The sequence below is a fragment of the Nonomuraea deserti genome, assembly GCF_004348685.1.
GTDB classification, from domain to species: domain Bacteria; phylum Actinomycetota; class Actinomycetes; order Streptosporangiales; family Streptosporangiaceae; genus Nonomuraea; species Nonomuraea deserti.
Genome location: NZ_SMKO01000013.1, coordinates 69,718 through 94,362 on the forward strand (window position 1 = coordinate 69,718; position 24,645 = coordinate 94,362).

Below are 24,645 nucleotides of genomic sequence, written 5' to 3' on the forward strand. Positions count from 1 at the left end.
TCCTCTAGAATATGGTTCTGGCATGGCGCCGGAGCTGGCGGGAGGATGAGCATGGCGATCGGTTTGAGCGAGGAGCACGGTGCGCTCCGCGAGTCGGTGAGCGGCTGGGCGGAGCGCAACATCCCGGCGGAGCTGCAGCGCGCCGAGGCGGACGGCCGCCCGCCGTTCTGGCCGGGCCTCGCCGAGCAGGGGCTGCTCGGCCTGCACCTGCCCGAGGAGTCGGGCGGGTCCGGCTACGGGCTGCTGGAGGCCGCCGTGGCCGTGGAGGCGCTGGCCGAGCGGATGGCGCCGGGGCCGTTCGTGCCGACCGTGCTGGCCGGCGCGGTGATCCATGCCTCCAAGCGGCACGACCTCCTGGAGGGCCTCGGCGACGGCACGCTCACCGGCGCGGTCGCTCTCACCGGCTCCCTGACCGGCATCCGTGACGACGACGGCTCCCTGGTCGTCGCCGGCACGGCCGAGCCCGTGCTCGGCGGCTCCCTGGCGGACGTGCTGGTGCTGCCGGTGACCACGCCGGAGGGCGAGGAGTGGGTCGCGGTCGACGCCTCCGCCGCCACGGTCACCGCGCTCCCGTCGCTCGACCTGACCAGGCCGGTGGCCAGGGTGGAGCTCGTGGCCACGGCCGTGCCCGCGGAGCGGGTGCTCGACGGCGTCGAGGGCGCCGACGTCCGCAACCTGGCGGCGATCGTGCTCGGGGCGGAGGCGGCGGGACTGGCCTCGTGGTGCGTCACGGCGGCCGCGGAGTACGCCAAGGTACGCGTGCAGTTCGGCCGCCCGATCGGGCAATTCCAGGGCATCAAGCACAAGCTCTCCCGCATGCTGGTCGCGCTGGAGCAGGCCCGTGCCACCGTCTGGGACGCCACCAGGGCGGCGGAGCGGCGCTCCGGTCCCGAGGAGCCGGTGGAGGCCCCGGAGAGCGCGACCGTCAGCGCGGCGAAGGAGCTGGAGCTCGCCGCGGCCGTCGCCGGCGTGATGGCACCCGACGCGGCCGTCCAGTGCGCGAAGGACGCCATCCAGACGTTCGGCGGCATCGGCTACACCTTCGAGCACGACGTGCACCTCTACTACCGTCGCGCGCTCACGCTGCGGGCCCTGCTCGGCTCGTCGTCCGAGTGGGCCGCCACGGTCGCCTCGCTCTCCCTGCAGGGCGTCTTCCGCCCGATGGAGATCGACCTGCCGGAGGACGCGGGGGAGCTGCGCGAGTCGATCCGCGCCGAGATCGCGGAGATCGCCGGGCTGGAGGGCAAGGAGCAGAAGCGGGCGCTCGCCTCCCGCGGTTTCGTCATGCCCCATCTCCCCAGGCCGTGGGGCCGCGACGCCAGGCCGCTCGAGCAGGTGCTGATCGCGCAGGAGCTCAGGGCCGCGAAGGTCCGGCTGCCCCAGATGATCATCGGTGCCTGGGTGGTGCCGTCCATCGCCACGTACGGCACCCAGGAGCAGCAGGAACGGTTCCTGCCCAAGACGCTCAGCGGCGAGATGATCTGGTGCCAGCTGTTCTCCGAGCCCGGCGCCGGATCCGACCTCGCCTCGCTGCAGATGAAGGCGGAGCGGGTCGAGGGCGGCTGGAAGCTCAACGGCCAGAAGATCTGGACCTCCGTCGCCCACGTGGCCGAGTGGGGCATCTGCATCGCCCGTAATTCCAGCGAGGGCTCCAAGCACGAGGGCATCACGTACTTCCTGGTCGACATGAAGGCGCCGGGCGTCACGGTCCGGCCGCTGACCGAGATGACCGGCGAGAACCTGTTCAACGAGGTCTTCCTCGACGACGTGTTCGTCCCTGACGACCTGGTCGTGGGCGAGGTCGGCGAGGGGTGGAAGGTCGCCCGCAACACGCTGTCCAACGAGCGGGTCTCGTTGTCGTCCGGCTCGGGCGGCACCGGCTCCTCCGTGCCCGACCTGCTCGGCCTGGCCGGGCGGCTCGGCCGCGAGCTGTCGCCCGTGGAGGCGCAGCGGGTGGCCGGGGTGGTCTGCGAGGGCCACTCCATCAACGCGCTGTCGCTGCGGGTCACCCTCAAGCAGCTGGCCGGCTCCGAGCCGGGCGCGGACGCCTCCGTACGCAAACTGCTGTCGACCTCCCACGCCCAGCACGTGTCCGAGACCGCCGTGGAACTGCTCGGCCCGGCGGCGGTGACGGCCGCCGACATGAAGCTCGGCGACGCCGGCTACTGGAACCGGGCGGTGCTCGCCACCCGCGCGATGACCATCTACGGCGGCACCACCGAGGTGCAGCTCAACATCATCGGCGAGCGCATGCTGGGCCTGCCGAGAGACCCTGAGCCCGGTAAGTAACGCATGTGAGTCTGTGGCGGCTACTCTCCCCTGTGCCTGGAATGTCCGAGGACAGGGGAGAGGCGGTGCCGCCGTGGACGTCGAGCGGTCGTCGCACGTGCCCCCGGCACCCGTCCGCTCCCGCCTGACGCTCGCCCCGATGTAGGCGCGGATGAAGGCGCGGATGAAGGCGCGGATGAAGGCGCGGATGAGGGCACGGATGAGGGCGCGTCCGACGCTTGCCCGGGTGGCGCCCGCGCTGCTCGGCGCGGCCCTGGCGGCGCTGGCCCTGGGGCCCGCACTGGGCTGGGGCCTGGTGCTCCGGTACGACCTGCTCTTCGTGCCCGACGCGCCGCTGCTGCCGGACCGCGGCGGATTCCCCCGCGCCGTGCCCAGCGACCTGGTCGTGGCGGTCCTGTCCCGGGTGCTGCCCGTGGAGATCGTGCAGAAGGGGATGCTGGCCGGGATCTTCGTGCTGGCCGCGACCGGAGCGGCGGCGCTGGTGCCCCCGGAGCGCAGGCCGGCCCGGCTGGTCGCCGCCGCCTGCTTCGCCTGGAACATCTACCTCGCGCAGCGGCTCATGCTCGGCCAGTGGGCGCTGCTGCTCGGCGTGGCCGGCCTGCCGTGGGCGGTGCGGGCCACGGGACTGCGCTGGACCCGCCTGGCGGCCGCGCTGCTCCCCGCGGCGATCGGCGGGTTCCAGGCGATGCTGATCTCGGCGCTCACGCTGATGCCGATCGCCGTCGCGCGTCGCAGAGTGCCCGTGGTGGCCGGGATCCTGGTCGTGTACAGCCTGCCGTGGGCGCTTCCCGCGCTCGGCTCTGGCGCGGTGACGGACCCGGCGGGGGTGGACGCGTTCGCGGCCCGCGCCGACGGTCCCTTCGGCGTGCTGGTCAGCCTGTTCTCGCTGGGCGGCATCTGGAGCGCCGACGCGGGGCTGCCCGGGCAGGAGTCGTGGTGGTCCGCCACCACGCGCCTGCTCCTGGTCGCGGCCGGCGTCTTCGGGTACGCCCGGCTCCGCTCCCGCCCCGACCGGCCCGCGTGGTGGGGCGGGCTCGCCGTGGCAGCCGCGGCCGGGTTCTGCGTCGCCGCGCTGGGGGCGTTCCCGGCGGGGCGGGAGGCGCTCAAAGGGCTCGTCGCGCTGTGGCCGGGGTTCGGGCCGCTGCGCGACGGCCAGGTCTATCTGGCGCCGCTCGTCCTGGTGGCGGCGGTCGGCCTGGCCGCGGCGCTGCGGTCGGGGGCGCCGGCGCTCGTGGGGGTGGTGGCGCCGGTGCTGGTGTTGCCCACGCTGGCGTTCGGGGCGTTCGGGCGGCTGGCCGTGACCACGTACCCGCCCGAGTGGCGGGCCGTGCAGCGGATCGTCAACGACGACCCGGCCCCCGGCGCGCTGGTGTCGTTGCCCTGGGGCGCGCACCGGGCCTTCGCCTGGAACGGCGGCCGGGTCGTGCTCGACCCGGCGACCAAGCTCTTCCAGCGCCGGGTGATCGCGGACGACACCCTCTTCGTCGGCCTGCCGGACGGTGGGCGGTTGCGCGTACGCGGCGAGGACGCGCTCAACCGGCGCGTCGCCGGGCTCCTCGTCGCCGGTGACTACGCGGGCCTGCCCGCCAGGTACGTCCTGGTGGCGGCGAGCCAGAACGAGTTCTCCCTTGAACCGGCCGGCTGGAAGACCGTTTTCCGCGGTGAAGAGCTCCACTTGCTGCGGCGCTGACCGGCTGTTTCATGATATACCGGAGGGTAACTTGCTTTATCACGGTTTGACCAATGTTATGGCTTCAAGGCGGAACAGGTTCTAGTCTCGGCACACTGCGCCACAGATCGGAAGGAGTGCTCTGTTGTTGCGACTTCTCGTGGCCCTGGCCATCGGAGCTCTGCTGGCGGTCGGAGCCTCCGTCGCCGTGGTCAATGTGGCGTCACCCGCCCTGACCCCGCCGAACCAGCCGCTCTACAACTACGGCACCAGGTGATCCCGCCCTTTTGACGGGTCGTACCAGCTCGACAGCGTCGTACCAGCTCCACAGCACAGGGGCTGGCTTCGCCATGCCCGCGCGCCCGCTGTGAGGAGTGACGGTGGTCTTTACCGGTGAGCCGGAGGCGGCGGCCCCGCCCGTGCCGCGGGCCGGCGGCGAAGGGGGAGAGCGGCCTCTCGCGGGAATCCGCGTCGCCATGCTGAACTTCCGCGAGCCCCGGCAGTCGACCGCCGGCGGCGCCGAGGAGTACGCCTGGCAGGTCAGCCGGTTCCTGCTGGCCCAGGGGGCCGTGGTGACCTTCGTGACCGGCCGCCAGCGGGGACAGCGGCGCGCCGAGGTCCTGGAGGGCATCCGGCTGCGCAGGATGGGCAACCCCTACCTGGTCTACGTGCTGGTGCCGCTCTGGTTGCTGTTCCACCGGCGCCGGGTCGACGCCGTCATCGACACGATGAACGGCATCCCCTTCTTCTCGCCCCTCGTGGTACGCCGGCGCACCCCCGTGCTCTGCCTCGTCCACCACGTCCACGACCGGCAGTTCCACGCCTTCCTCCCGCGCTGGCTGGCCAGGATCGGCTGCTTCGTCGAAGGGCCGGTCGCCCGGCTGCTCTACCGCCGCTGCCTGACGATCACCGTCTCGGAGTCGTCCAAGCATGAGCTGGCCGGGAAGCTGCGCTGGCTCGCCCCGATCACCGTCGTGCCCAACGGCTGCGCCGAGCCCGAGACGGTCGCGCCGGAGCCGGGACGGGGGGAGCCCGCGGTCGCGCCGACCCTTGTGTACGCGGGGCGGCTCGTCGGGCACAAGCGCATCGAGCGGGTCGTCGATCTGGCCGCCCACCTTGACGCGTCGTGGCCGGGGCTGACCGTGCACGTCATCGGGCGCGGCCCGGAACAGGGCCCGCTGGCCCGGCGGATCGCGGACAACGGGCTCCACGGGCGGGCCGTGCTGCACGGATACCTGCCGGCGGCGCGCAAGAACGCGCTGCTCGGCGCCGCGCGCCTCAACGTGACGGCCTCGGAGTTCGAAGGCTGGGGGCTGACCGTGATCGAGGCCGCCGCCCTCGGGGTCCCGACGGTGGCCTATGACGTGGCGGGCCTGCGCGACTCCGTACGCCACGGCGTCACCGGATGGCTCGTGGGCGAGGACGAGTGCCTGGCCGACGTGGTCGAACGGGCGCTGAAGGAACTGTCGGACCCGTGCCGCAGGGCCGAGGTGGCCGACGCCTGCCGGGCCTGGGCGCGGGAATTTACGTGGGCCCGAACTGGGGCTAGCATAACCGGACTTATCCTGGCGAAACTCCAAGATCGCGGCGGAGCCTATCAGTGACCCAAGCCTCGCCTGGACTCCACGAAGAGCTCGCGGAGCCCGCCGCCGAGAGCTACGAGATCCGGGTCAGGCACAGGCTGCGGCTGTTCGCCTCCTGCCTCCTGCTCGGCGCCATCGCGTTCAACACCGCGACCGAGAAGATCATCCCCGAGACCAAGCTCGACATGGCGGTCAACCCGCTGGGATTCCTCGGCCGGGCCCTGCACCTGTGGGACGGCGCCTACTTCGGCCACCTGCAGAACCAGGCCTACGGCTACCTCTTCCCCATGGGACCGTTCTACGCGCTCTGCCTCAAGCTGGGCATGGACTCCTGGATGGTCCAGCGGTTGTGGATGTCCCTGGTCCTCTGCACCGCCTTCCTCGGCGTGGTGCAGCTCGCCCGCGCCTTACGCGTCGGCGGCCCGTACACCCGCGTGATCGCCGGCTTCGTGTACGCGCTCGCACCGCACGCGCAGGCGCTCATCGGCATCAACTCCTCGGAGTTCCTGCCCAGCGCGGTCCTGCCGTGGATCGTTCTCCCCCTGGTCAAGGGCGCCAGAGGCGAGCTGTCGGCCCGCCGGGCGGCCGGATTGTCGGCGCTCGCCTTCCTCTTCTGCGGGGGCGTCAACGCCGTGGCCGAGTACGCCGTGCTCGCCGTGCCGCTGCTCTACCTGCTGACGCGGCGCGGCGGGCCGGACAAACGGCGGCTCGTCGCCTGGTGGCTGCCGCTCATCGTGTTCGCCTCGATGTGGTGGCTCGCCCCGCTGCTGACGCTCGGCGGCTACATCTTCTCCTTCCTGCCCTACATCGAGACGGCCAGCGCGACGACCGGCGTCACCTCGCTGGTCAACACGTTGCGCGGGACGTCGAGCTGGCTCAGCTTCCTGAACGTGGACGGGCAGACCTGGCTGCCGGACGCCCACCAGCAGTCCACGGTCCCGTGGCTGATCGTGGTCACCGCCGCCGTGTCGGCGACGGGCCTGGCCGGTCTCGTCTCCCGCAGGATGCCGGAGCGGCCCTTCCTCCTGATCAGCCTGCTGTGCGGGGTCGCCGTCATCACCACGGGCCACCCGGGCACCCCCCACCACGAGCTCATGGTCCAGCTGCTGGACGGACCCCTCGCCGCCTTCCGCAACCTGCACAAGTTCGACGCGCTGATCAGGTTGCCCGTGGCGCTCGGGGTCGCCGGTCTCCTGGCCACGGCGCGCCCGCGCCTGCGCGTGCCCCTGACCGCCGTCACGGCCGGGCTCGTGGCATTGTCGGGCCTGCCCATCCTGTACGCCGGGCTCGCGCCGGCCGGCGGCTTCACCACGATCCCCGACTACTGGAAGCAGGCCATCTCCTGGGTCGGCCGCAACGCCGGCGACGGGATGGTGCTGGCCGTGCCGGGGTCCAAACGCGGCGAGTACCTCTGGGGGCGCCCGCTCGACGAGCCGCTGCAGGCGCTCTCGCAGGTCCGCTGGGCCACGCACACCATCGTGCCGTGGGGGTCGGCCGGCATCTCGCGGCTGATGGCGGCCGTCGACGAGCGCCTGTCCGCCGGCGTGGGGTCCGCGGGGCTCACGGCCACGCTGCGCCGCATGGGGGTGACGTACCTGGTGGTCCGTAACGACCTGGATCGCGCCACCATCGGCACCGCCTGGCCGGCGCGCGTGCACCAGGCGCTGGAGGACTCGCCCGGCATCGAGCTCGCGGCCCAGATGGGCCCGGGCGTGGGCATCGGCCAGCACGGCAAGGCCGCCGCCTGGCTGGACCAGCCCTACCCCGCGGTCGAGATCTACAGGGTGCCCGGGGCGGCGCCGCTCGTCGGCACCGTCGACGCCACCCGCCCGCTGCGCGTCGGAGGAGCTCCCGAGGCCGTGCTCGACCTGGCCGAGCAGGGACTCCTGGACGACGACAGGCCCGTGCTGCTCAACGACGACGACGGCCGCGTCGAGGTGCCCGGGCGCGACACCGTACTGACCGACACGCTGCGCCGGCGCGAGATCGCCTACCCCGACCTGCGCCGCAACTCCAGCGCCACGCTCACCGCGGCCGAGCCGTTCCGTGGCGACTCGCCGTCGAACGACATCCTGGACCCGGGCTGGGAGCGGTATCTCAGCACGGCCACGTTCACCGGGATCGCGAGCGTCACGGCGTCCAGCTCCGAGGCGGACGTCACGGCGGCCCCGCGGAGCAGGGAGCCCGGCCACCAGCCGTTCGCCGCGCTCGACGGCGACCGGCGCACCAGCTGGCGCTCCACCGGCTGGAACGGCGCGGCCGGCGAGTGGATCGAGGTCGCCTTCACCGAGCCGCTGGACGTCGCCACGATCCAGGTCGCCTTCGAGAACTCGCCCATCGGCCCTCCGCCCGGCGAAGTGGTGGTGGAGACCGACACCGGCGCGCTGCGCCAGAAGGTGCGCGCCACCTCGGACGCCCAGGAGCTGGTCGTGCCGGACGGCCCGGTCAGCCGGCTGCGCCTGGAGGTGGTGTCCACCGCCCACGAGCCGGAGAGCAGGCTCGGCGGCCGGGTCGGGATCACGGAGCTGACCGTGCCAGGGGTGCACCCCACCCGCTCGATCACCGTGCCGGACCCGGGCACAGAACCGGCCGTGCCGGATCCGGGCACGGAACCGGCCGTGCCGGACCCGGGCACGGAACGGCCCGAGCCGGACAAGGGCCCGGGCTCCGGCGAGCCCGCCGTGGTCGCGTTCAGCAGGACCGGTGACGTTCCCGGCTGCGTCAGGGGCTCGCTCGCCTGGAGCTGTGCCCAGGGCCACGAGGTCCTGGGCGACGACGGTCACGGATTCGACCGCTCCTTCACCGTCAGGAAGGACGGCTCGTACGAGCTCTCCGGCCGTACGGTGCTCACCGAGCGCACGGCCATCGAGCGGCTGACCACGCTGCCCGGCGACGCCGTGAAGGTGCGGGCGTCCTCGACGGCGGTCGAGCACGGCGCGGCCGCCGGCCGGTGGGCGTTCGACGGGGACCCGAAGACCGCGTGGTTCGCCGACCCGCTCGACCCGAAGCCCACGCTGAGCGTCGAGCTGGCCCGTAAGACGCGGTTGTCGCACATCCGCGTCGTCACGCCCGACTCCTACCTCGGGGCCCCTCCTGTCCGGGTGACGATCCGCGCCGAGGGCGGCGTCAGGCAGAGCTGGGTGGGCCAGGACGGCATCGTCCGCTTCCCCGCCATGGAGGCGAGGAAGGTCGAGCTGGAGTTCGGCGCGTCGGGCGGCCGCCCCGTCGAGATCAGCGACGTCTCCTTCCCCGGGGTACGCCCGCTCGGCGCCCTGACCGGCTTCCCGCTCCGCGTGCCCTGCGGGTTCGGGCCGACGTTCACCGCCGGTGGCGAGACCGTGCACACCAGGATCGTCGACGGCTCGCTGAACGACGTGGTCACCGGCAGGCCGGTTGCGTTCGAGAGCTGCGAGCCGCTGAGGCTGGCGTCGGGCCAGGCGCGGTTGTCCCTGCGGCGGGGCGACGCCTACCGCGTCGAGTCGGCGATCGTCCGCCACGAGGACGGCGGCCAGGAGGCCGCGCCCGTGGAGATGAGCGAGGTGGCCGTGACGTCGTGGGAGGACGGGGAGCGCGTGGTCCAGGTCGGCGTCACGAAGGACTCCTACCTGGTCGTCAACGAGAACTTCAACCCCGGCTGGCGGGCCAGACTGGGCGCCGTCGAGCTCAAGCCGGTCCGGCTCGACGGCTGGCGGCAGGCGTGGTTCCTCCCGTCGCACGTCGCGGGCGCGGTCACGCTCACGTACGAGCCCGACTCCCGCTACCGCGCGGGGCTGGCCGCGGGCGGCGGGCTGGCGCTGCTGGTCGTGCTGCTGGCCCTGGTCAGGACGGCCCCGCCCGCGCGCCACCGTGCCCTGGTCCGTCCCGCACGCCTGCGCGCCGCGCACCTCGCGCCGTTCGCCGTCGCGCTGGGCTTCTGGGTGGGCGGGCCGGTGGGCGCCGGGGTGGCGGGCGCCTTCTACGCGCTGGGGGCGTGGTCGCGTTCGCTGCGCGCGGCCGAGCACGCGCGCGTGCCGCGGTGGCGGCGCCTGCTGCTCGGGCCACCGGGCGGCGTCGCCCTCTTCATGGCCGCCGCGGTCCTGGTGGCCGCCGGCGTCGACGGCCGCTGGCCGCAGCTCCTCTGCCTGCCCCTCCTCGCGCAGTCGCTCGCCGAGATCCCCGCCAGGCGGGCCGCGCGGACGTCCGAACTTCCCGTACCCGTCGCCGCGGGCGGCCCGACCATGACGAGTGTTCCGTGAGCCAGACGACCGAGCCGCGCACCGGGATGGTCATCACCGTCCCGGCCCCCATCGCCCGCGCCGCCGCGGCGGCGTCCCGGTGGGCCGGGCGGCACGGGGTGCTGCTGGCCGCGCTCCTGCTCGTCGGCGCGGCCATGGCGTGGAAGGCGGCCATCGCCCGGAACGCCTACTTCAAGGAGGACGACTTCGAGTTCGTGGCCAGGGCGATGGAGAACGACCTCTCCTTCGACTACCTGACCCGCATCCACTTCGGGCAGTTCATGCCGGGCGGTTTCCTGCTCGCCTGGATCTCGGCCAGGCTGGAGCCCTTCGGCTGGGGGTACGCGGCGGGCATGGTCCTGGCGCTGCACGCCTGCGCCGCCCTCGCCGTGCTGCGCATGCTCCGCGTCGTGTTCGGCGCACGGCCCGCGATCCTCGCGCCGCTCCTCGTCTTCCTCGTCGCGCCCGTCACCGTGCCCGTGCTCGCGTGGTGGGCGGCGGGGCTCAACACCGTCTTCCTGCAGATCGCCCTGCCCATGGCGGTCGCCTCGCACTGGCACCACCTGCGGACCGGCCGGCTGCGGCACGCCGTGGCCGCCGCGCTGTGGGTGCTGTTCGGGCTGCTGGGGTTCGTCAAGGGCTTCGCGCTGCCGCTGGTGCTGCTCGCCCTCACGGCGATCTATCACGGCGGTCTCCGCCGCGCGCTGCGCGGGCACGTGGCGGCCTGGTCGATGCAGCTGGTCGTGCTGGCGGGCTTCGGCGCGCTCTACGTCCAGCGGTCGTTGTCGGCGCCCAACACCGGGGCTCTGCCGATCTTCGATCAGGCGGCGGGCTTCCTGTGGGAGTTGCTGGGCCGCACCTTCGCCACGACCGTGCTGGGCGGCCCGTGGCGGTGGTTCGCCGGCAACGACTGGGGGGTCGTCTCGCCGCCGCTGCCCGTCGTGATCGCCTCCCTCGTGACCCTCGCGGCCATGGTGGCGGTCACCACGTACTACCGCAGGCGCGCCGGCCTGGCGTGGGCGCTGCTTCTCGGCTACGTGCTCGTCGCCGACGCCCTTCCGGTGCTCTGGGGCCGGGTCCACCTGCTCGGCTCGTTCGCCGGCACGGACACGCGCTACGTCGCCGACGCCGTCCCGCTGGTCGCCCTGGTAGCCGGGCTCGTGCTGCTGCCGCTCCCGGGCGAGGCGGAGCCGTACCGGCGGGCGCTGCCCGCGAGAGAACGGGTGAGCGGGGTCTGCGGCGCGGCGCTCGGGCTGTTCGTGGGCGCGTCGCTGGTGTCGGTCTCGGTCTTCGCCGGGCACCTGGGCGCGGAGCGGCGCCACCGCTACATCGAGACGGCCCGCGCCGAGCTGGCCAGGGCGGCGCCCGGCACGGTGATCTACGACCGGCTCGTGCCACCCGACGTGCTGCCGAGCAGCTACGGCGCCTACAGCCTGACGTCGAAGGTGCTGGGCGCGCTGGCCCCGCCGCGGCTCAGGGCCACGATGCAGGCGCCCCCCGCGGCGCTCGAAGGCATGGTCTTCGACGATCAGGGTCGCCTGCGCCCCGTGGACGTGCAGGGTGTCCCGCTCGCTCCGCGCACCCGGGACCGGTGCTGGCCGGTCACCGGCGGGACCGTGCAGGTGCCGCTGGACAACCGCGTCACCCGCGCGGAGGGCACCCTGGTCAGGCTCGGGTACGCCGCCCGCGCGGACACGAAGGTCACCCTGTGGATGGCGGACCGCGCCACCGACGTGGCGCTGCGGGCCGGCCTCGGCCGGGTGTTCGTGCTCGCGGAGCCGGGCGCCGACCGCATCGTCGTCGACGACCTGCCACCGGGCGTGTGCATCGGCGACGTGACACCGGGGCAGGCGGTGCCGCGACCGTGATCGTCATGAGTCGCAGGAACCTCGCGCTGGTGCTGGCCGGCGTGGGCGCCTTCCTGCTGACGCTCATCCCCCTGACCCGCCTGTACGTGACCGCCCAGGTGCTCAAAGCGCCGTTGGAGCAGCAGAGCATGACCCGGTCGGTGGCGGAGTCGGCGACCTACCTCGATCCGGCCACGATGCGGCCGGTGGTGGGCGAGCTGGTGCGGACCCGCTGGCTGATCGGCGACGTGCTGGCCGGCGACGAGGACCGCGCGGTGTGGGGCGAGTCGGTCTCCCTGGCCACGCGGGAGGAGGAGCGGCTTGACTACCACGAGCGGCGCCTGGCCTTCGACCGCCGTACGGGCGCGATCATCAACTGCTGCGGCGAGTACCTGGACGAGGACACCACGATCCGGCAGTCCGGCCAGGCGTTCCGCTGGCCCTTCAACGCGCAGCGCCGCGACTACACGCTGTTCGACCTGCGGCTGCGCGTGCCGGTCACGGCCGCCTTCGACGGGGTCGAGCAGATCGGCGGCGTCGAGACCTACCGCTACGTCCAGCGCACGCCGCGCCGGCCGGTGCCGGGGGAGACGGCGCCGCTGCCGCGCCGCCTCGTCGGGCTGCCCGGCAAGGGCGACGTCGGGCTGGCCCGCTACGCCGAGATCCGGCGTACGTACTGGGTCGAGCCGGTCAGCGGGCAGCCGGTCAGGACGGTGGAAGAGGTGAAGGAGACGCTGGTCACGGCCGACGGGCGGGGCCGGCTGACCGCGCTGGAGGCGACGTTCCGCACCAGCGAGGCCGACGTCGTGGCGGCGCTGGACACGGCGGCGGCCTATCGTCGCTGGATCGTGCTGCTGGGCACGGTCGCGCCGGTGGGCGGCGGCGTGGCGGGCGCGGGCTGCGTCGTGGCCGCGCTCCTGCTCGTGCGGCGGCGCTCACCTGCGGCGCAGGACGAGGAGCAGGTTCCAGGTGACAAGCTCGCGGACGCCAGGTAGGTGGACGACGTGCCGGGCCCAGCGGGGATGGTAGCGGGGGACCGCGTCCAGCAGGTCGGCGTCGGGGCAGCGCCTGGCCCAGGCCAGCGGGCGGGCCACCCCGACGGCGAACATGCTCTCGCCGTAGACGTTCTTCGGCCGCCTGCCGTGCCTGCGTGTGTACCGCCGGGCGGCGTAGTGGCCGCCCAGGTAGTGCCAGGGGGAGGTCTCGTGGCCGCCCCACAACGAGAGCCACACCGTGTACGACAGGTAGACGATCCCGCCGGGCCGGGTGACCCTGACCATCTCGGCGGCCATCCTGATCGGGTCTGGGACGTGCTCCAGCACGTTGGACGAGAAGCACACGTCCACCGAGCCCGTGGCGAGCGGCAGGTCGAGCGCGCTGCCCAGCACGGCCTCGCGCGGCGGCCGGCCGTCGCGCAGGCGCATCTCGCCCGCGTCGCAGTCGACGCACACCGGGCGCGCCCCGGCCGCGCGCAGCGCGTCGGCGAAGTAGCCGGGACCGCCCCCGACGTCGGCCACCGTGGCGCCCGCCAGCCCCGTGTACGTGCCGAGCTGGGCGACCGTGTCCATGGCCAGGGTGCCGTAGAAGAAGTCCGGATCGCTCTGCTCCAGACGGAAGGCGCGCAGCAGCCGGACGGACCTGCCGAGATCCGCTCGGAACGGTACGGGGGTGTCCACGGCGCGGAGCCTACCAACAAGCACCCCGCCTACTGGCCTGCCGTGGACGTGCCTGGCAGGGCCGTCACGGCAGTCCACTCGGGGGATCTCTGACGCAGCGGAAGGAAACGACGATGGTGGAAGGCGCCAAGAGCTCCGAACCCGTGCGGATCACGCTGCCCTCGATCCGCACCGGGCCGATCATGGGCGTCGGCCTGCTGCTCATCCTGGTCTCGCTGATCTTCAGGGCCCACGTCCTCAGCAAGGCGTACTTCGTCGAGGACGACTTCCTGTTCGTGGCCGCGGCCGGCGACAGCGGGCTCACCTGGGACTACCTGACCCGCGTGCACAAGGGGCATCTCATGCCCGGCTCGCTGGCCCTGGTGTGGCTGCTCACCTGGGTGGCGCCGTACAGCTGGGCGCTGGTGTCGTTCGTGACGCTCGCGCTCCAGGCGGCCGCCTCGATCGTGTTCCTGGTGCTGCTGCGGCGGCTCTTCGGCGACCGCGCCGTGGTGCTGGCCGCCCTCGCCGTCTACGCGTTCGCGCCGCTCACCGTTCCCGCGATGAGCTGGTGGGCGGCGGCGCTCAACGCGGTGCCGCTGCAGCTCGCGCTGGTCGCCGCGCTCGCGGCGCACGTCAGGTACGTACGCGAGGGCAAGGGCCGGTGGCACGCCCTGATCTGGGCCGCCGCCGGGATGGCCTGCTCCACGAAGGGGGTGTTCATTCCCTTCGTGGTGCTGGGGGTCACCAGCGCCTACCTCGGAAGGGGCCTGTGGCTGCGGGCGCTGGCGGCCGAGCTGCGCAGGCCGGTCTGGTGGGCGCACGGAGCGCTGCTGGCCGGATACGCCGTGCTCTACCTGCTGCGCCGCGACACCGCCGGCTCGGACGCGCTGACCGGGCCAAAGGCCGAGGTGGTGCCGGGGCTGCTGCGCAGGCTGCTGGGGGAGACCTTTCCCACCGGCGCGGTCGGCGGCCCGCTGCGCTGGGGCGGGCTCACCTCCACCGGCGGGCTGGCCGACCCGGCCCAGGCCACCGTGATCGCGGCATGGGCGCTGCTCGCGCTGCTGGTCGTGATCACGTGCGTGTACCGCAGGCGGGCGTGGCGGGCGTGGGCGATCCTGGCCGCATACGTCGTCGTGGCCGACGCGATCCCCACCACGATCGCGCGGGCGACCGCGTGGGACCTCGTGGGCGCGGAGACGCGGTACGTCGCCGACGCCGCGGTGTTGTTCGCCCTCTGCCTGGCGCTGGCCTGGCACCCGGTCGAGGGCGAGCCGGACGCCCGCCGCCGGCCGGTGGGCGGCGGCCTGTCCATGGCCGCGAGCGCGCTGACCGTGGCCGTGCTCGCCGCGTCGCTGGTGTCGATCAACGCCTACGGCGACACTCTCAGCGGCGACAAGGTCAGGAGCTACCTGGGCAACGCGCGTGCCTCGCTGGCCACCGCCGCGCCGGGGACCGACATCTACCCGCGTCCCGTGCCGCCGGAGGTCGTCCTGCCGTGGAACGGCTCCCGCAGGCTGACGTCGTACGTGCTCGCGCCGCTGGCCGAGCCCGGGACCCGGCGGCGCATGCGCGACCCGCGGCCCTCGGCGAAGCCGTACGTCTTCGACTCCACGGGCAAGCTCGTCCCGGTGGGCCGGGTGACGCCGTTCTTCGACGCGGTGAAGGGCGAGAAGTGTTACGCGGAGGACGAAGTCTTCCCCGTCGAGTCCCTCGGCGGCCCCGGCATGGTGGTGGCCCTGGCCTACACCAGTCCCCGGCAGGTGCACGTGGTGGTGGATCTCGGCGGCACCGAGCGGGCGGCCACGCTGCCGGCGACCGGAGAGACGGGCGCGCTCTACTACGTGCCGCACGACGGGTCGGGCAAGGGGATGCGGATCAGCGCGGCGGGCGGCCAGGGTCAGGCATTCTGCCTGAGGGCCGCGGCCTTCGGGGAGCCGGGGCCGGCTCCTCCCGCCGCGTGAGGGACGAGCCGGATGAGCCGCCGGGCGGGCTCCTCCACGTAGCGATGCGTGAGCCCGGCGAGGGCGACGGACAGGGCGCTGATCGCGACGAGGTTGAGGATCAGGTTGCCGGTCCACGGCCGCTGGCCGGTGAAGTCGTACCAGAGGTAGATGACCACGAACTGCCAGAGGAAGACCCCGTACGAGATCCGGCCGAGATAGCTCATGACCCGGCCGCCGAGCAGCTCGCCCAGCCGGGTGGACCGCTCGGACTCCAGGGCGGCGGGCGCCACGAGGCAGAGCGCGACGAGCGTGTAGAGGGCCTGCTCGGAGAAGGCCGTCCAGATGCCGCCCAGGCCGACGAAGCGCGGCCCGGTCACCGGGGTGGAGGCGATCAGGTAGGCGAGCCCGGCGATCAGCCACAGCGTGCCCCACGAGCCGGCCAGGGCCGCGCAGAGGCGGCGTACCCGTCCGTCCTCCGCCCTGGCCCAGACGGTCAGGACCGCCAGCGCCATGCCGGGCACGAAGAACGTCCACGAGCGCGGCAGCCACACGTTCATCCACGGGCGGTACTCGGGGAAGTACTCGAAGATCGTGTACACGTACGACAGGGCGCCGAAGGCGGCCAGCCCGATCAGCAGGCGCCTGGCCCTGGCCCGCAGGTCGGCTCCCGCGCGCAGCGCGAACCAGCGCAGCGCCGCCGCCATCAGCGGGAGCGTGAGGTAGAAGGTCAGCTCGACCGCCAGGCTCCACATCTGCCCGAGCCCCTTGGGCCCGAGGCCGAACCACCACGGGGTCAGGTCGTAGGTGTGCACGAGGAACGCCAGTTGCGCCCACGTCCACGGGTCGGACCGGTGGGCCTCGCCCCACAGCAGCAGGGCCACGGCCACCACCAGCCAGTAGGCGGGGACGATGCGGAAGAAGCGCCGCCACAGGTAGCGGCGCGTGTCCGGGGCCCGCTCGCCGGTCAGCACCTCCGCCGCCCACGGGCGGTACAGCAGCAGGCCGGAGAGCGTGAAGAAGATCGGCACCCCGATCTCGCCCCGCGACAGCACGCCGCCGAGGAACCCTGGCTCCAGCGCCGTTCCCGCCTCCATTGCGACGTGGAAGAGCAGCACGGCGAAGGCGGCCACGGCGCGGATGCCGTCGAGCGCGGCCTGGCGGCCGGAGATCGCCGGCAGCCGCGCCGATGTAGAACCTGTTTCGGTCACGTTTCCGCATCCCTGGTGACGATGGTCACTCCCCGCAATAACATACCGGCGAGTAGAAACTTGGTTTCAGTACTTAACCACCCAGACAGGCGTCCGTGCACCTGGCACATGGAGGGTCGATGAACCGGGTCGTCGTTGGCAGCGTCCTCATCGCCGTCGGGGCATTCCTCGTGGTTCTGGCCCCTCTGGTGCGCTTCCAGGTGGCGCCCGCGCTCATGAGCGCCAAAGGCGACCAGTACGGGATCAGCAAGCTCCGCGCGACCGGCGCACAATACTTCAGCGTCGCCGACGGCAAGGTGCTGACCGCCGACCTCGACATCATCGTCACCACGCGCGGAGACGTGAAGGAGGCGTCCGGCGACCGGGTCGTGTGGGACGAGTTCACCGCCGTGAACGACGTCACCAACGGCAAGCCCGGCATCGACTTCACCGAGCGGCGCAGCGCCTTCGACAAACGCTCGGGCGTCGGGCTCAACTGCTGCGGCGTCAGCATCGACAAGGAGCCGGTGGAGCTGCAGGGGCAGATCTACAAGTTCCCGTTCGACGTGGAGAAGAAGAGCTACATGGTCTTCAACTCCACGGCGGGCAAGGCGTTCGAGGCCAAGTTCGTCGGCGAGGAGCAGGTCGGCGGGCTGAACACGTACAAGTTCGAGCAGGTCGTCCCCGAGACCAGGACCCAGACGCTCACCGCGCCCGCCGACTGGTTCGGCATGGGCGAGTCGGGCGACGTGCAACTCGACCGCGTCTACTCCGGCACCAACACCTTCTGGATCGAGCCCACCACCGGCGCCCCCGTCCGCCAGGAGCAGCAGCGCAACGAGGTGCTCAAGAGCGACGACGGCGTCGAGCGCTCCAAGGCGTTCGTGGCCACGGCCAAGATGACCGACGACACCGTCGACGGGCTCGTGAAGAGCGCGCAAGAGGGCAAGAGCCAGATCGACCTGATCAGGGTCACGCTGCCCGTCGTGCTGGGTGTGGTGGGCGTCGTGCTGTTCGTCGCCGGCCTCCTGCTGACCCTGCGCGGCCGCAGGACCACATGAGCCAGGGCGTGGTGGCGAGCCCCCGGGCGGCCACCCCGGCGCTGGCGCTGATCAGGGCCGCCAGGCCCCGCCAATGGCTGAAGAACGTCCTGGTCCTCGCCGCGCCGATGGCCGCGGGGGTGCTGGGCGAGCCGCGCTACCTGCTCGCCGCGCTGCTGGTGCTCGCCGCGTTCTGCCTGGCCGCGAGCGGCTCGTACCTGATCAACGACGCCTCCGACGTGCGGGCCGACCGGCTGCATCCGCGCAAGCGGCGGCGGGCCGTCGCGGCGGGGGCGGTGTCGGTGCGGGCCGCCCGGGTGACCGGCGTCGTGCTGCTGCTCCTGGCGCCCGCCGTCGCCGCGCTCACCGGGAGCTGGAAGCCGCCCGCCGTGGTCGCCGGCTACCTCGTCCTGACGTTGTCGTACACGCTGTGGCTCAAGCACCAGGAGGTCGTGGACCTGATCGCGGTCGCCGGGTGCCACGTGATCAGGGCATACGCCGGAGCCGTGGCGGTCGACGTGCCGGTGACCGGGTGGTTCCTGGTGGTCGTCTCGCTGGCCGCGCTGCAGCTGGTGGCGGGCAAACGCGAGGCGGAGCTGCGGCTCGTGGAGGCGGCGGGGACGCGCGCGACGCTGGCCGCCTACTCGCCCGCCTACCTCGCCCAGGTGCGGACCATGTGCTCGGGCGCGATGATCGTGACGTACTGCCTGTGGGCGCTCAACGCGCACGACGACCTGTTCTACGGGCTCAGCATCGTCCCCTTCGTGCTGCTCGTGCTCCGGCACAACCTGCTTGTGGAGCGCGGGGGAGGCGAGGAGCCGGAGGAGCTCGCCCTGCGCGACCGGCCGACCCTGCTGTTCGCCGCCGTGCTCGTCGCCCTCGTCGGTCTGGGGATCTACGCGTGACCACGTTCCTGACCGGCTGGGGGCGTACGGCGCCCACGCCCGCGCGGCTCGCCAGGCCCCGCTCCGTCGGGCAGCTGCGCGAGCTGGTCGCGTCCGCGCCGCGCCGGGGCGTGGTGGCGCGGGGCCTCGGCCGCTCGTACGGCGACGCGGCGCAGAACGCCGGCGGGCTCGTCGTCGACTGCACCGGCCTGGACGCGTGGACCTTCGACGAGGGCAGCGGCCTGGTGACAGCCTCCGGCGGGGTGAGCCTGCACACGCTGATGACGGCGCTCGTCCCGCAGGGCTGGTTCGTCCCCGTCAGCCCCGGCACGCGGCACGTCACCGTCGGCGGAGCCGTCGCCGCCGACGTCCACGGCAAGAACCACCACCGCGACTCCTCGTTCGGCGCGCACGTCCGCTCGCTGACCCTGGTGACCGCGGGAGGCGAGGTCCTGACCCTCCGTCCCGGCCACCCGCTCTTCGCGGCCACGGTCGGCGGCATGGGGCTGACCGGGGTGATCGCCGAGGTCACGTTCGGCTGCGTGCCGATCAGGACGTCCATGATGCGGGTGGACGTCCAGCGCACCGCGGACCTGGACGAGACGATGGCGGTCATGGCGGACAGCGACCACCGTCACCGCTACACGGTGGCCTGGATCGACCTGATCGCCCGGGGCCGCCGGATGGGGCGCAGCGTGCTCACCAGGGGCGATCACGCGACGCCTGCCGAGGTGAAGGAGGCGCCGCCGTTCGCGCCGGGCGCGCTGGCGCGGGCCCCCGCGTGGGTGCCCGGCGGGCTGCTCAACGGGCTGAGCCTGCGCGCGTTCAACGAGCTCTGGTACCGCAGGGCGCCGCGCCGCCGGACCCTCACACAGGGCATCGCGCCGTTCTTCCATCCGCTCGACGGCGTGGAGGGCTGGAACCGCATGTACGGCCCGCGAGGGTTCGTCCAGTACCAGTTCGTGGTGCCCTTGGGCGCGGAGGAGACGCTGCGCGGGATCGTCGCGACCCTGTCGGAGCACGGCAGCCCGTCATTCCTGACCGTGCTCAAGAGGTTCGGGCCCGGCTCGGGCGGCCTGCTGTCGTTCCCCATGCCCGGCTGGACCCTGGCCCTGGACCTGCCCGCCGGTGGGCGCGGGCTGAGCGGCCTGCTGCGCGGCTTCGACCGGCGGGTGGCGGGCGCGGGCGGTCGCGTCTATCTCGCCAAGGACGCGCGGCTGGGCGCTGCCATGATGGCGGAGATGTATCCCGAACTGGAGCGGTGGCGGCGGATCAGGGACGAGGCCGATCCCGCCGGGCTGTTCCGCTCCGACCTGGCCAGGAGGCTGCGGTTGTGAAGAACGCGCTTGGCGGGGTCGACACCGTCCTGCTGCTCGGCGGGCGCAGCGAGATCGGCCTGGAGATCGTCAGGCTGCTGGCAGGGCTGGGCGCGGGCCGGGTGGTGCTGGCCGCGCGGGACGGGTTCGACCCGCCCGACCTCGGCGCGGAGGTCCACGTCGTGCCGTTCGACGCGCTGGACGTGCACGGGCACGGCGCCGTCTTCGCCAGGGCGACGGAGCTGGTGGGGGATCTCGACGTGGTGATCTCCGCGTTCGGCGTGCTGGGGACCCAGGAGCGCTACGACGCCGATCCCGCGGCCGCCGCCGAGGCCGTGGCGGTCAACTACGGCGCGCACGTGTCGGTGGGGCTGCACGCGGCCAGGGTGCTGCGCGAGCAGGGCCACGGCACGCTCGTGGTGTTGTCGTCGGTGGCGGGCGCGCGCGTGCGCAAGGCCAACTTCGTGTACGGCTCGGCCAAGGCCGGGCTCGACGGGTTCGCCCAGGGCCTGGGCGACGCCCTGCACGGGTCGGGCGCGAGGGTGCTGATCGTGCGGCCGGGCTTCGTGATCGGGCGGATGACGAAAGGGCTGGCACCCGCGCCGATGTCCTCGACGCCGCGGCAGGTGGCGCTGGCCACGGTGGCCGCGCTGCGTGCCGGCGCGCCCTCCGTCTGGGTGCCGCGGGCGCTCGGGCCCGCCTTCCGCGTGTTGCGGCTGCTGCCTCGCGCCCTCTGGCGCAGGCTGCCTCGCTAGAACGCATTCCATCAGGGTGACCGAGTGAACGTTCTAGAGTAGAACGCGTTGCAGTACAGCTTTCCCGGACTTATGGTCGGTCCATGCGGACACGGGTCACGGACATGTTCGGAATCGAACTCCCGATCTTCGCCTTCAGCCACTGCAGGGACGTGGTCGCCGCCGTCAGCCGCGCGGGCGGCATGGGGGTGCTGGGGGCTCTCTACTTCACGCCGGAAGAGCTCGAGATGGAGCTCAAGTGGATCGACGACCACGTGGACGGCAGGCCGTACGGGGTGGACGTCGTCATGCCGGCCTCGTACGAGGGCGCGGACTTCGCCCCTGAGGAGCTGGTCGGCCGCCTCCAGTCGATGATCCCCGACGGGCACCGCGCGTTCGTGGAGAACCTGCTGTCCAGGCACGGGGTGCCGCCGCTGTCCTCGGACGCCGACCCCGGGAGGGTGCTGCTCGGCTGGACGGACGCCACAGCCCGGCCCCAGGTCGAGGTGGCCCTGCGGCACCCGATCGCGCTGCTGGCCAACGCGCTCGGCCCGCCGCCCGCCGACGTGGTGGACCTCGCCCACGCTCGGGGCGTCAAGGTCGCCGCGCTCGCCTCGACGCCCCGCCACGCGCTCAAGCAGGTGGAGGTGGGCGTGGACGTCGTGGTCGCCCAGGGCACGGAGGCCGGCGGGCACACCGGCGAGATCTCCACGATGGTGCTGATCCCGCAGGTCGTGGACGCCGTGGACGTGCCCGTGCTGGCGGCGGGCGGCATCGGCAACGGCCGCCAGATGGCGGCGGGGATGGCGCTGGGGGCGGAGGGCGTGTGGACCGGATCCCTGTGGCTCACGGTAGAGGAGGCGGACACGCCGGAGATGGCCAAGCGGCGCATCCTGGCGGCCACGTCCCGGGACACGGTGCGCTCGCGCAGCTGGACCGGCAAGCCGGCGCGGCTGCTCAGGAACGAGTGGACCGAGGCGTGGGAGTCGGAGGATTCGCCGGGCACGCTGTCGATGCCGCTGCAGTTCATGCTGGTGTCGGACGCGCTGCGCCGCATCGGCCGCTCGGACGTGTCGGAGCTGGCCACCTTCCCCGCCGGCCAGATCATCGGCGTCACCAACCAGGTCAGGTCGACCAAGGACGTGGTGTTCGGGCTGCTGGAGGAGTACGCCGAGACGCTGGAACGCCTCGGCCGCATCACCGGCGACCGGCCCTGATCCACCGGCGCCGGCGCGCCAGGTGAGTCACGGTCTTCCGCGCCGCCACGGCAGTTCGCCGACGCGGCCCCGGCCGGGATCTGGTCCGTGCGGTCATCGGTCAGCCGGTCGGCGGGGGCGAAGATCAGGTCGGCCTTTCCCGACCGGCCACGGGCCCCCAGCTCGTTGCCCCCTGTGCTCTCCTCGTCCCAGCCGGGGGGCACACGGCCTCGCGGTCGTCGAGCTCGTGACAGCGGCCGGTGTCGCCGTGATTGGCGTGCACCTGGCCCGGCAGGACCGGTGACGATCAGGACAGGTTCACGACGAGCGGCGGCCGGAGGTCGTGATGGCGATGGCGGTCAGGATACCCGCGGCAGCGCAGGTGGCGATCGCGAGGTGAGCGCCCAGCAGATCGCCCAGCAGGCCGGCCAGCAGGACGCCGAGCCCTTGACCCCCGATGAGGCCCGCCGAGCCCACGCCGATCACCTGGCCCCTGCGATCGTCCGGGGCCGTTCTGATGAAACCGGTGTGGGCCAGGACCATGTAGCTCGACAGGAACCCGGTGGCTCCCAGCAGGAGCAGAGAAAGCGGCAGGCCCGGCTGGAAGGCGAACAGCAGCAAGGGGAAGCCCACGGCCAGCGCCATCGGGGCGAGCAGGCGTGCGCGGCCGGCCTCCGGCACGAGCCGGGTGATCAGCAGGGTTCCCACCGCGGAGCAGACAGGGTCGGCGGCCATGAAGAGCCCGACGTAGGCGGTGCTCTCGCCGATCTGCGCGAAGTACGGCACCGCCAGCGCCTCCGGGACCACGAAGAACGAGTACAGCCACGACAGGGTGGCGAAATAGCGCAGCCGGCGGTTGGTCCAGACCATGCGGATGCCGCCCAGTGCCGAGCGGGTGAGGCGGTTGTTCGCGTGCTCGGAGGAGGACGAGGCTGGACGGTGGCGGACGAAGGCGCGGATCACCGCTGCCGAGACGACGAAGGTGGCGGCGTTGGCCACGAGCGCGACGTTCGGCCCCAGCATGGCCACGATCAGCCCGCCCCCGCCGAACCCGAGCAACTGCACAGCCTGCTGCGTCGTGCTGGTGATTCCCATGCCGATCGGGTGCTGGGCGGCCGGCAGGACGTCGGCCAGGCTCGCCAATCGTGCGGCGTTGAAGGGCGCGTTCAGCATCACCACGGCCACCACGAGCACGCCGACCACCGGCAGCGGCAGCCCCGGACAGGCCATGGCCAGGACGAGCGCCGCCCGCACGACGTCCGCCACGATCATCACCTGGCGTCGGGGATGGCGATCGGCCAGGCCTGCCAGCAGGGGGCCGCTGATCAGCGCGGGAACGAGGGTGAGCGCGTACGTGAGCGCCGTCAGTGAGATGGAGCCCGTCCGGCCGAAGACCAGCACGGCGATGGCGACCCTGGCGATCTGGTCCCCGGCCAGGGACAGGGCGTGGGCCAGCCACAGCGCTCGGAACTCGCCGTAGGCCAGCACCTGGCCGATGGTGGCTCGCGAGGCGTTGTCGGTTGTCATCACGTTGAGCGGGTTTTCCGGTTCTGGGTCGGTTCGACACGGCCGCCCCCTGCCAGGCAGCTGGTTACGCATGTGACTGGCCGGGGGCGGCAGGCTGAACGGTCGGTGGCAACCCGACAGCGCTGTAAGGCTCTCCGATCCCGCGGCGCCGTCCATGGTGTCCCGAGCCGATCACCTTTCCGACCGGTCAGCGTGTCGGCCGTCGATCAGTACTCGCGGTCACGCAGACGCGGCTTGGTCATGTGTCCTCCTCCCCACGATGTCCGCCATGCTCGTGACCGGCTTGCCCTTCGCCTGCCGCAGGGGCGGCCAGCCACATCGGTACAGCCTTCATCGCCGGGGAAGCCGGGACAAGGGCGGCTGCCGGACATTGAGCGGACGCTTCGGGGAATGCCTTGTCCGGTGTCCGTGGCTCGGCATGGGCGTCGAGGCCTGACGTCCGTCCGACGCTGCCGGTGATCGCCTGGCCTAGAGGGCGCGGTAGACCGGGGGCCGTTTCTCGCGGAAGGCGCGGGTGCCCTCCTTGGCGTCCTCCGAGCCGATCACCGGCCAGCCGAGCTCGTCCGAGACCTTCAGCGCCTCGGGCTCGGCCAGGCCCAGCGTGTCGCGGTAGGTGCGCAGGATCGCCCGGACCGCCAGCGGGCCCGAGGCGGCGACGTCCTCGGCCAGCTCGCGGGCGGCCGCGAGTGCCTGCCCGTCGGGGACCACCCGGTTGACCAGGCCCATGGACAGGGCTTCCGCCGCCGTGATCGGGCGCCCGGTGAGCAGCAGGTCCATGGCGTGGCAGTACGGGATCTGCCGGGGCAGGCGTACGGCGCTGCCGCCCATGGGGAACAGGGCGCGTCTGGCCTCGAACAGGCCCAGCGTGGCCGACTCCGCCACCACCCGCAGGTCGGTGCCCACCAGCAACTCCGTGCCGCCCGCGACCGCGTAGCCCTCGACCGCGCTGATGACCGGCGTGGCAGGCAGCTCCTCGCGCAGCAGCCCCTTCCAGTGGTAGTTGGGGATCTGCGCGGCCCTGGCCTGGACCTCGGGGTCGGTGGACGGCTGGCCCATGGCTTTGAGGTCGGCCCCGGAGCAGAACGTGCCCTCGGCGCCCGTGAGGATCGCGACCCGGATCTCCGGCTCCGCCGACGCGTACGCCCATGCCGAGGCCAGGCCGACCAGCATGTCCGAGGAGAGCGCGTTGCGGGCCTCCGGCCGGTTCATGGTGACGGTCAGGACGTGGCCGTCGCGTTCGACCCGGCAGTGGGGGGTGCTGATCGGCAGGAGCTCCACGGATGCCTCCGATTTGCTGAATCAAGCGCTTGCTACAAACTTTCGCCCCAGGATACGCTCCCCCCATCAAACGAGAACAGGTTCCTGTTCGACCCCCGTGATGTGAGGGAGCGCCGTCGCCTGGAGGAGCGGCGGGAGCGTAGCGACCAGAGCGGGGGAAGGTGGCGGCATCGGGCGACCGAGCCCGCCGAACGGAGTGAGGCCATGAGCCCGTGAGGGAGCGCCGTCGCCTGGAGGAGCGGCGGGAGCGTAGCGACCGGGGGGAGATGGCGGCATCAAG

The 24,645-nt window shown here is 72.8% G+C and carries 17 protein-coding genes; 13 read left to right on the top strand and 4 right to left on the bottom strand.

The features are described from left to right. Nucleotides 1-51 precede the first annotated feature (51 nt). The 7 genes from E1292_RS08335 (at nt 52) to pgfA (E1292_RS08360) (ending at nt 12,597) form a co-directional block, all read left to right on the top strand. The gene (locus E1292_RS08335; RefSeq protein WP_132593696.1) at nt 52-2,289 is read left to right on the top strand and encodes an acyl-CoA dehydrogenase family protein; all 2,238 of its coding nucleotides are present in this window, start codon (nt 52-54) and stop codon (nt 2,287-2,289) included. 199 nt (nt 2,290-2,488) lie between these two features. Continuing rightward, nucleotides 2,489-3,979 (top strand): MmpA family trehalose lipid delivery protein, encoded by a 1,491-nt coding sequence (locus E1292_RS08340; RefSeq protein WP_132593698.1) that lies wholly within the window; start codon nt 2,489-2,491, stop codon nt 3,977-3,979. Nucleotides 3,980-4,103: 124 nt separating this feature from the next. Continuing rightward, nucleotides 4,104-4,235, top strand: coding sequence for a hypothetical protein (locus E1292_RS54825; RefSeq protein WP_281284010.1), 132 nt, complete (start codon nt 4,104-4,106; stop codon nt 4,233-4,235). Nucleotides 4,236-4,338: 103 nt separating this feature from the next. Continuing rightward, the gene (locus tag E1292_RS08345) at nt 4,339-5,562 is read left to right on the top strand and encodes a glycosyltransferase family 4 protein (RefSeq protein ID WP_246090000.1); all 1,224 of its coding nucleotides are present in this window, start codon (nt 4,339-4,341) and stop codon (nt 5,560-5,562) included. Continuing rightward, nucleotides 5,559-9,776, top strand: coding sequence for an alpha-(1->3)-arabinofuranosyltransferase (locus E1292_RS08350; protein WP_132593702.1), 4,218 nt, complete (start codon nt 5,559-5,561; stop codon nt 9,774-9,776). Before E1292_RS08345 ends, E1292_RS08350 begins: the two co-directional genes overlap by 4 nt. Continuing rightward, nucleotides 9,773-11,623, top strand: a complete 1,851-nt coding sequence (locus E1292_RS08355) for a hypothetical protein (RefSeq protein WP_132593704.1) — start codon at nt 9,773-9,775, stop codon at nt 11,621-11,623. Before E1292_RS08350 ends, E1292_RS08355 begins: the two co-directional genes overlap by 4 nt. A 5-nt stretch (nt 11,624-11,628) precedes the next feature. Further along, entirely contained in the window at nt 11,629-12,597 is a 969-nt protein-coding gene (gene pgfA, locus E1292_RS08360; protein WP_132593706.1) for a cell envelope lipid trafficking protein PgfA, read from the top strand. Here pgfA (E1292_RS08360) and E1292_RS08365 read toward each other — a convergent pair. Beyond that, complete coding sequence (locus tag E1292_RS08365) at nt 12,538-13,278, bottom strand: class I SAM-dependent methyltransferase (RefSeq protein ID WP_132593708.1); 741 nt, start codon at nt 13,276-13,278, stop codon at nt 12,538-12,540. The genes pgfA (E1292_RS08360) and E1292_RS08365 overlap by 60 nt on opposite strands. 113 nt (nt 13,279-13,391) lie before the next feature. Between E1292_RS08365 and E1292_RS08370 the strand changes: the two genes are divergently transcribed. Then, nucleotides 13,392-15,221 carry a glycosyltransferase family protein gene (locus E1292_RS08370; RefSeq protein ID WP_132593710.1) on the top strand — a complete coding sequence of 610 codons (1,830 nt, stop codon included), beginning with the start codon at nt 13,392-13,394 and terminating at the stop codon, nt 15,219-15,221. On the opposite strand, the gene E1292_RS08375 is transcribed toward E1292_RS08370, so the two are convergent. Further along, nucleotides 15,158-16,411 carry an acyltransferase family protein gene (locus tag E1292_RS08375; RefSeq protein ID WP_132593712.1) on the bottom strand — a complete coding sequence of 418 codons (1,254 nt, stop codon included), beginning with the start codon at nt 16,409-16,411 and terminating at the stop codon, nt 15,158-15,160. The two genes, E1292_RS08370 and E1292_RS08375, sit on opposite strands and share 64 nt — an antisense overlap. Before the next feature lie 119 nt (nt 16,412-16,530). Here E1292_RS08375 and pgfA (E1292_RS08380) point away from each other — a divergent pair, with 119 nt between their 5' ends. From pgfA (E1292_RS08380) to E1292_RS08400, 5 genes are all read left to right on the top strand, one after another. Continuing rightward, the gene (gene pgfA / locus E1292_RS08380; protein ID WP_132593714.1) at nt 16,531-17,451 is read left to right on the top strand and encodes a cell envelope lipid trafficking protein PgfA; all 921 of its coding nucleotides are present in this window, start codon (nt 16,531-16,533) and stop codon (nt 17,449-17,451) included. Beyond that, complete coding sequence (locus E1292_RS08385; protein WP_132593716.1) at nt 17,448-18,335, top strand: decaprenyl-phosphate phosphoribosyltransferase; 888 nt, start codon at nt 17,448-17,450, stop codon at nt 18,333-18,335. The genes pgfA (E1292_RS08380) and E1292_RS08385 overlap by 4 nt, the downstream gene beginning before the upstream one ends. Continuing rightward, nucleotides 18,332-19,651, top strand: coding sequence for an FAD-binding oxidoreductase (gene dprE1 / locus E1292_RS08390; protein ID WP_132593718.1), 1,320 nt, complete (start codon nt 18,332-18,334; stop codon nt 19,649-19,651). Before E1292_RS08385 ends, dprE1 begins: the two co-directional genes overlap by 4 nt. After that, nucleotides 19,648-20,385 (top strand): decaprenylphospho-beta-D-erythro-pentofuranosid-2-ulose 2-reductase, encoded by a 738-nt coding sequence (gene dprE2 / locus E1292_RS08395; protein WP_132593721.1) that lies wholly within the window; start codon nt 19,648-19,650, stop codon nt 20,383-20,385. The genes dprE1 and dprE2 overlap by 4 nt, the downstream gene beginning before the upstream one ends. Before the next feature lie 83 nt (nt 20,386-20,468). Further along, on the top strand, nt 20,469-21,581 hold the full coding sequence (locus E1292_RS08400; RefSeq protein WP_132593723.1) for an NAD(P)H-dependent flavin oxidoreductase: 1,113 nt from the start codon (nt 20,469-20,471) through the stop codon (nt 21,579-21,581). A 297-nt stretch (nt 21,582-21,878) separates the two neighbouring features. Here E1292_RS08400 and E1292_RS08405 read toward each other — a convergent pair whose 3' ends face one another. Together E1292_RS08405 and E1292_RS08410 are read right to left on the bottom strand one after the other, a co-directional pair. After that, a complete protein-coding gene (locus E1292_RS08405; RefSeq protein WP_165974446.1) occupies nt 21,879-23,087 on the bottom strand; it encodes an MFS transporter in 1,209 nt (402 codons plus the stop codon). A 468-nt stretch (nt 23,088-23,555) separates the two neighbouring features. Beyond that, complete coding sequence (locus E1292_RS08410; RefSeq protein WP_132593728.1) at nt 23,556-24,365, bottom strand: crotonase/enoyl-CoA hydratase family protein; 810 nt, start codon at nt 24,363-24,365, stop codon at nt 23,556-23,558. Nucleotides 24,366-24,645: the final 280 nt, after the last annotated feature.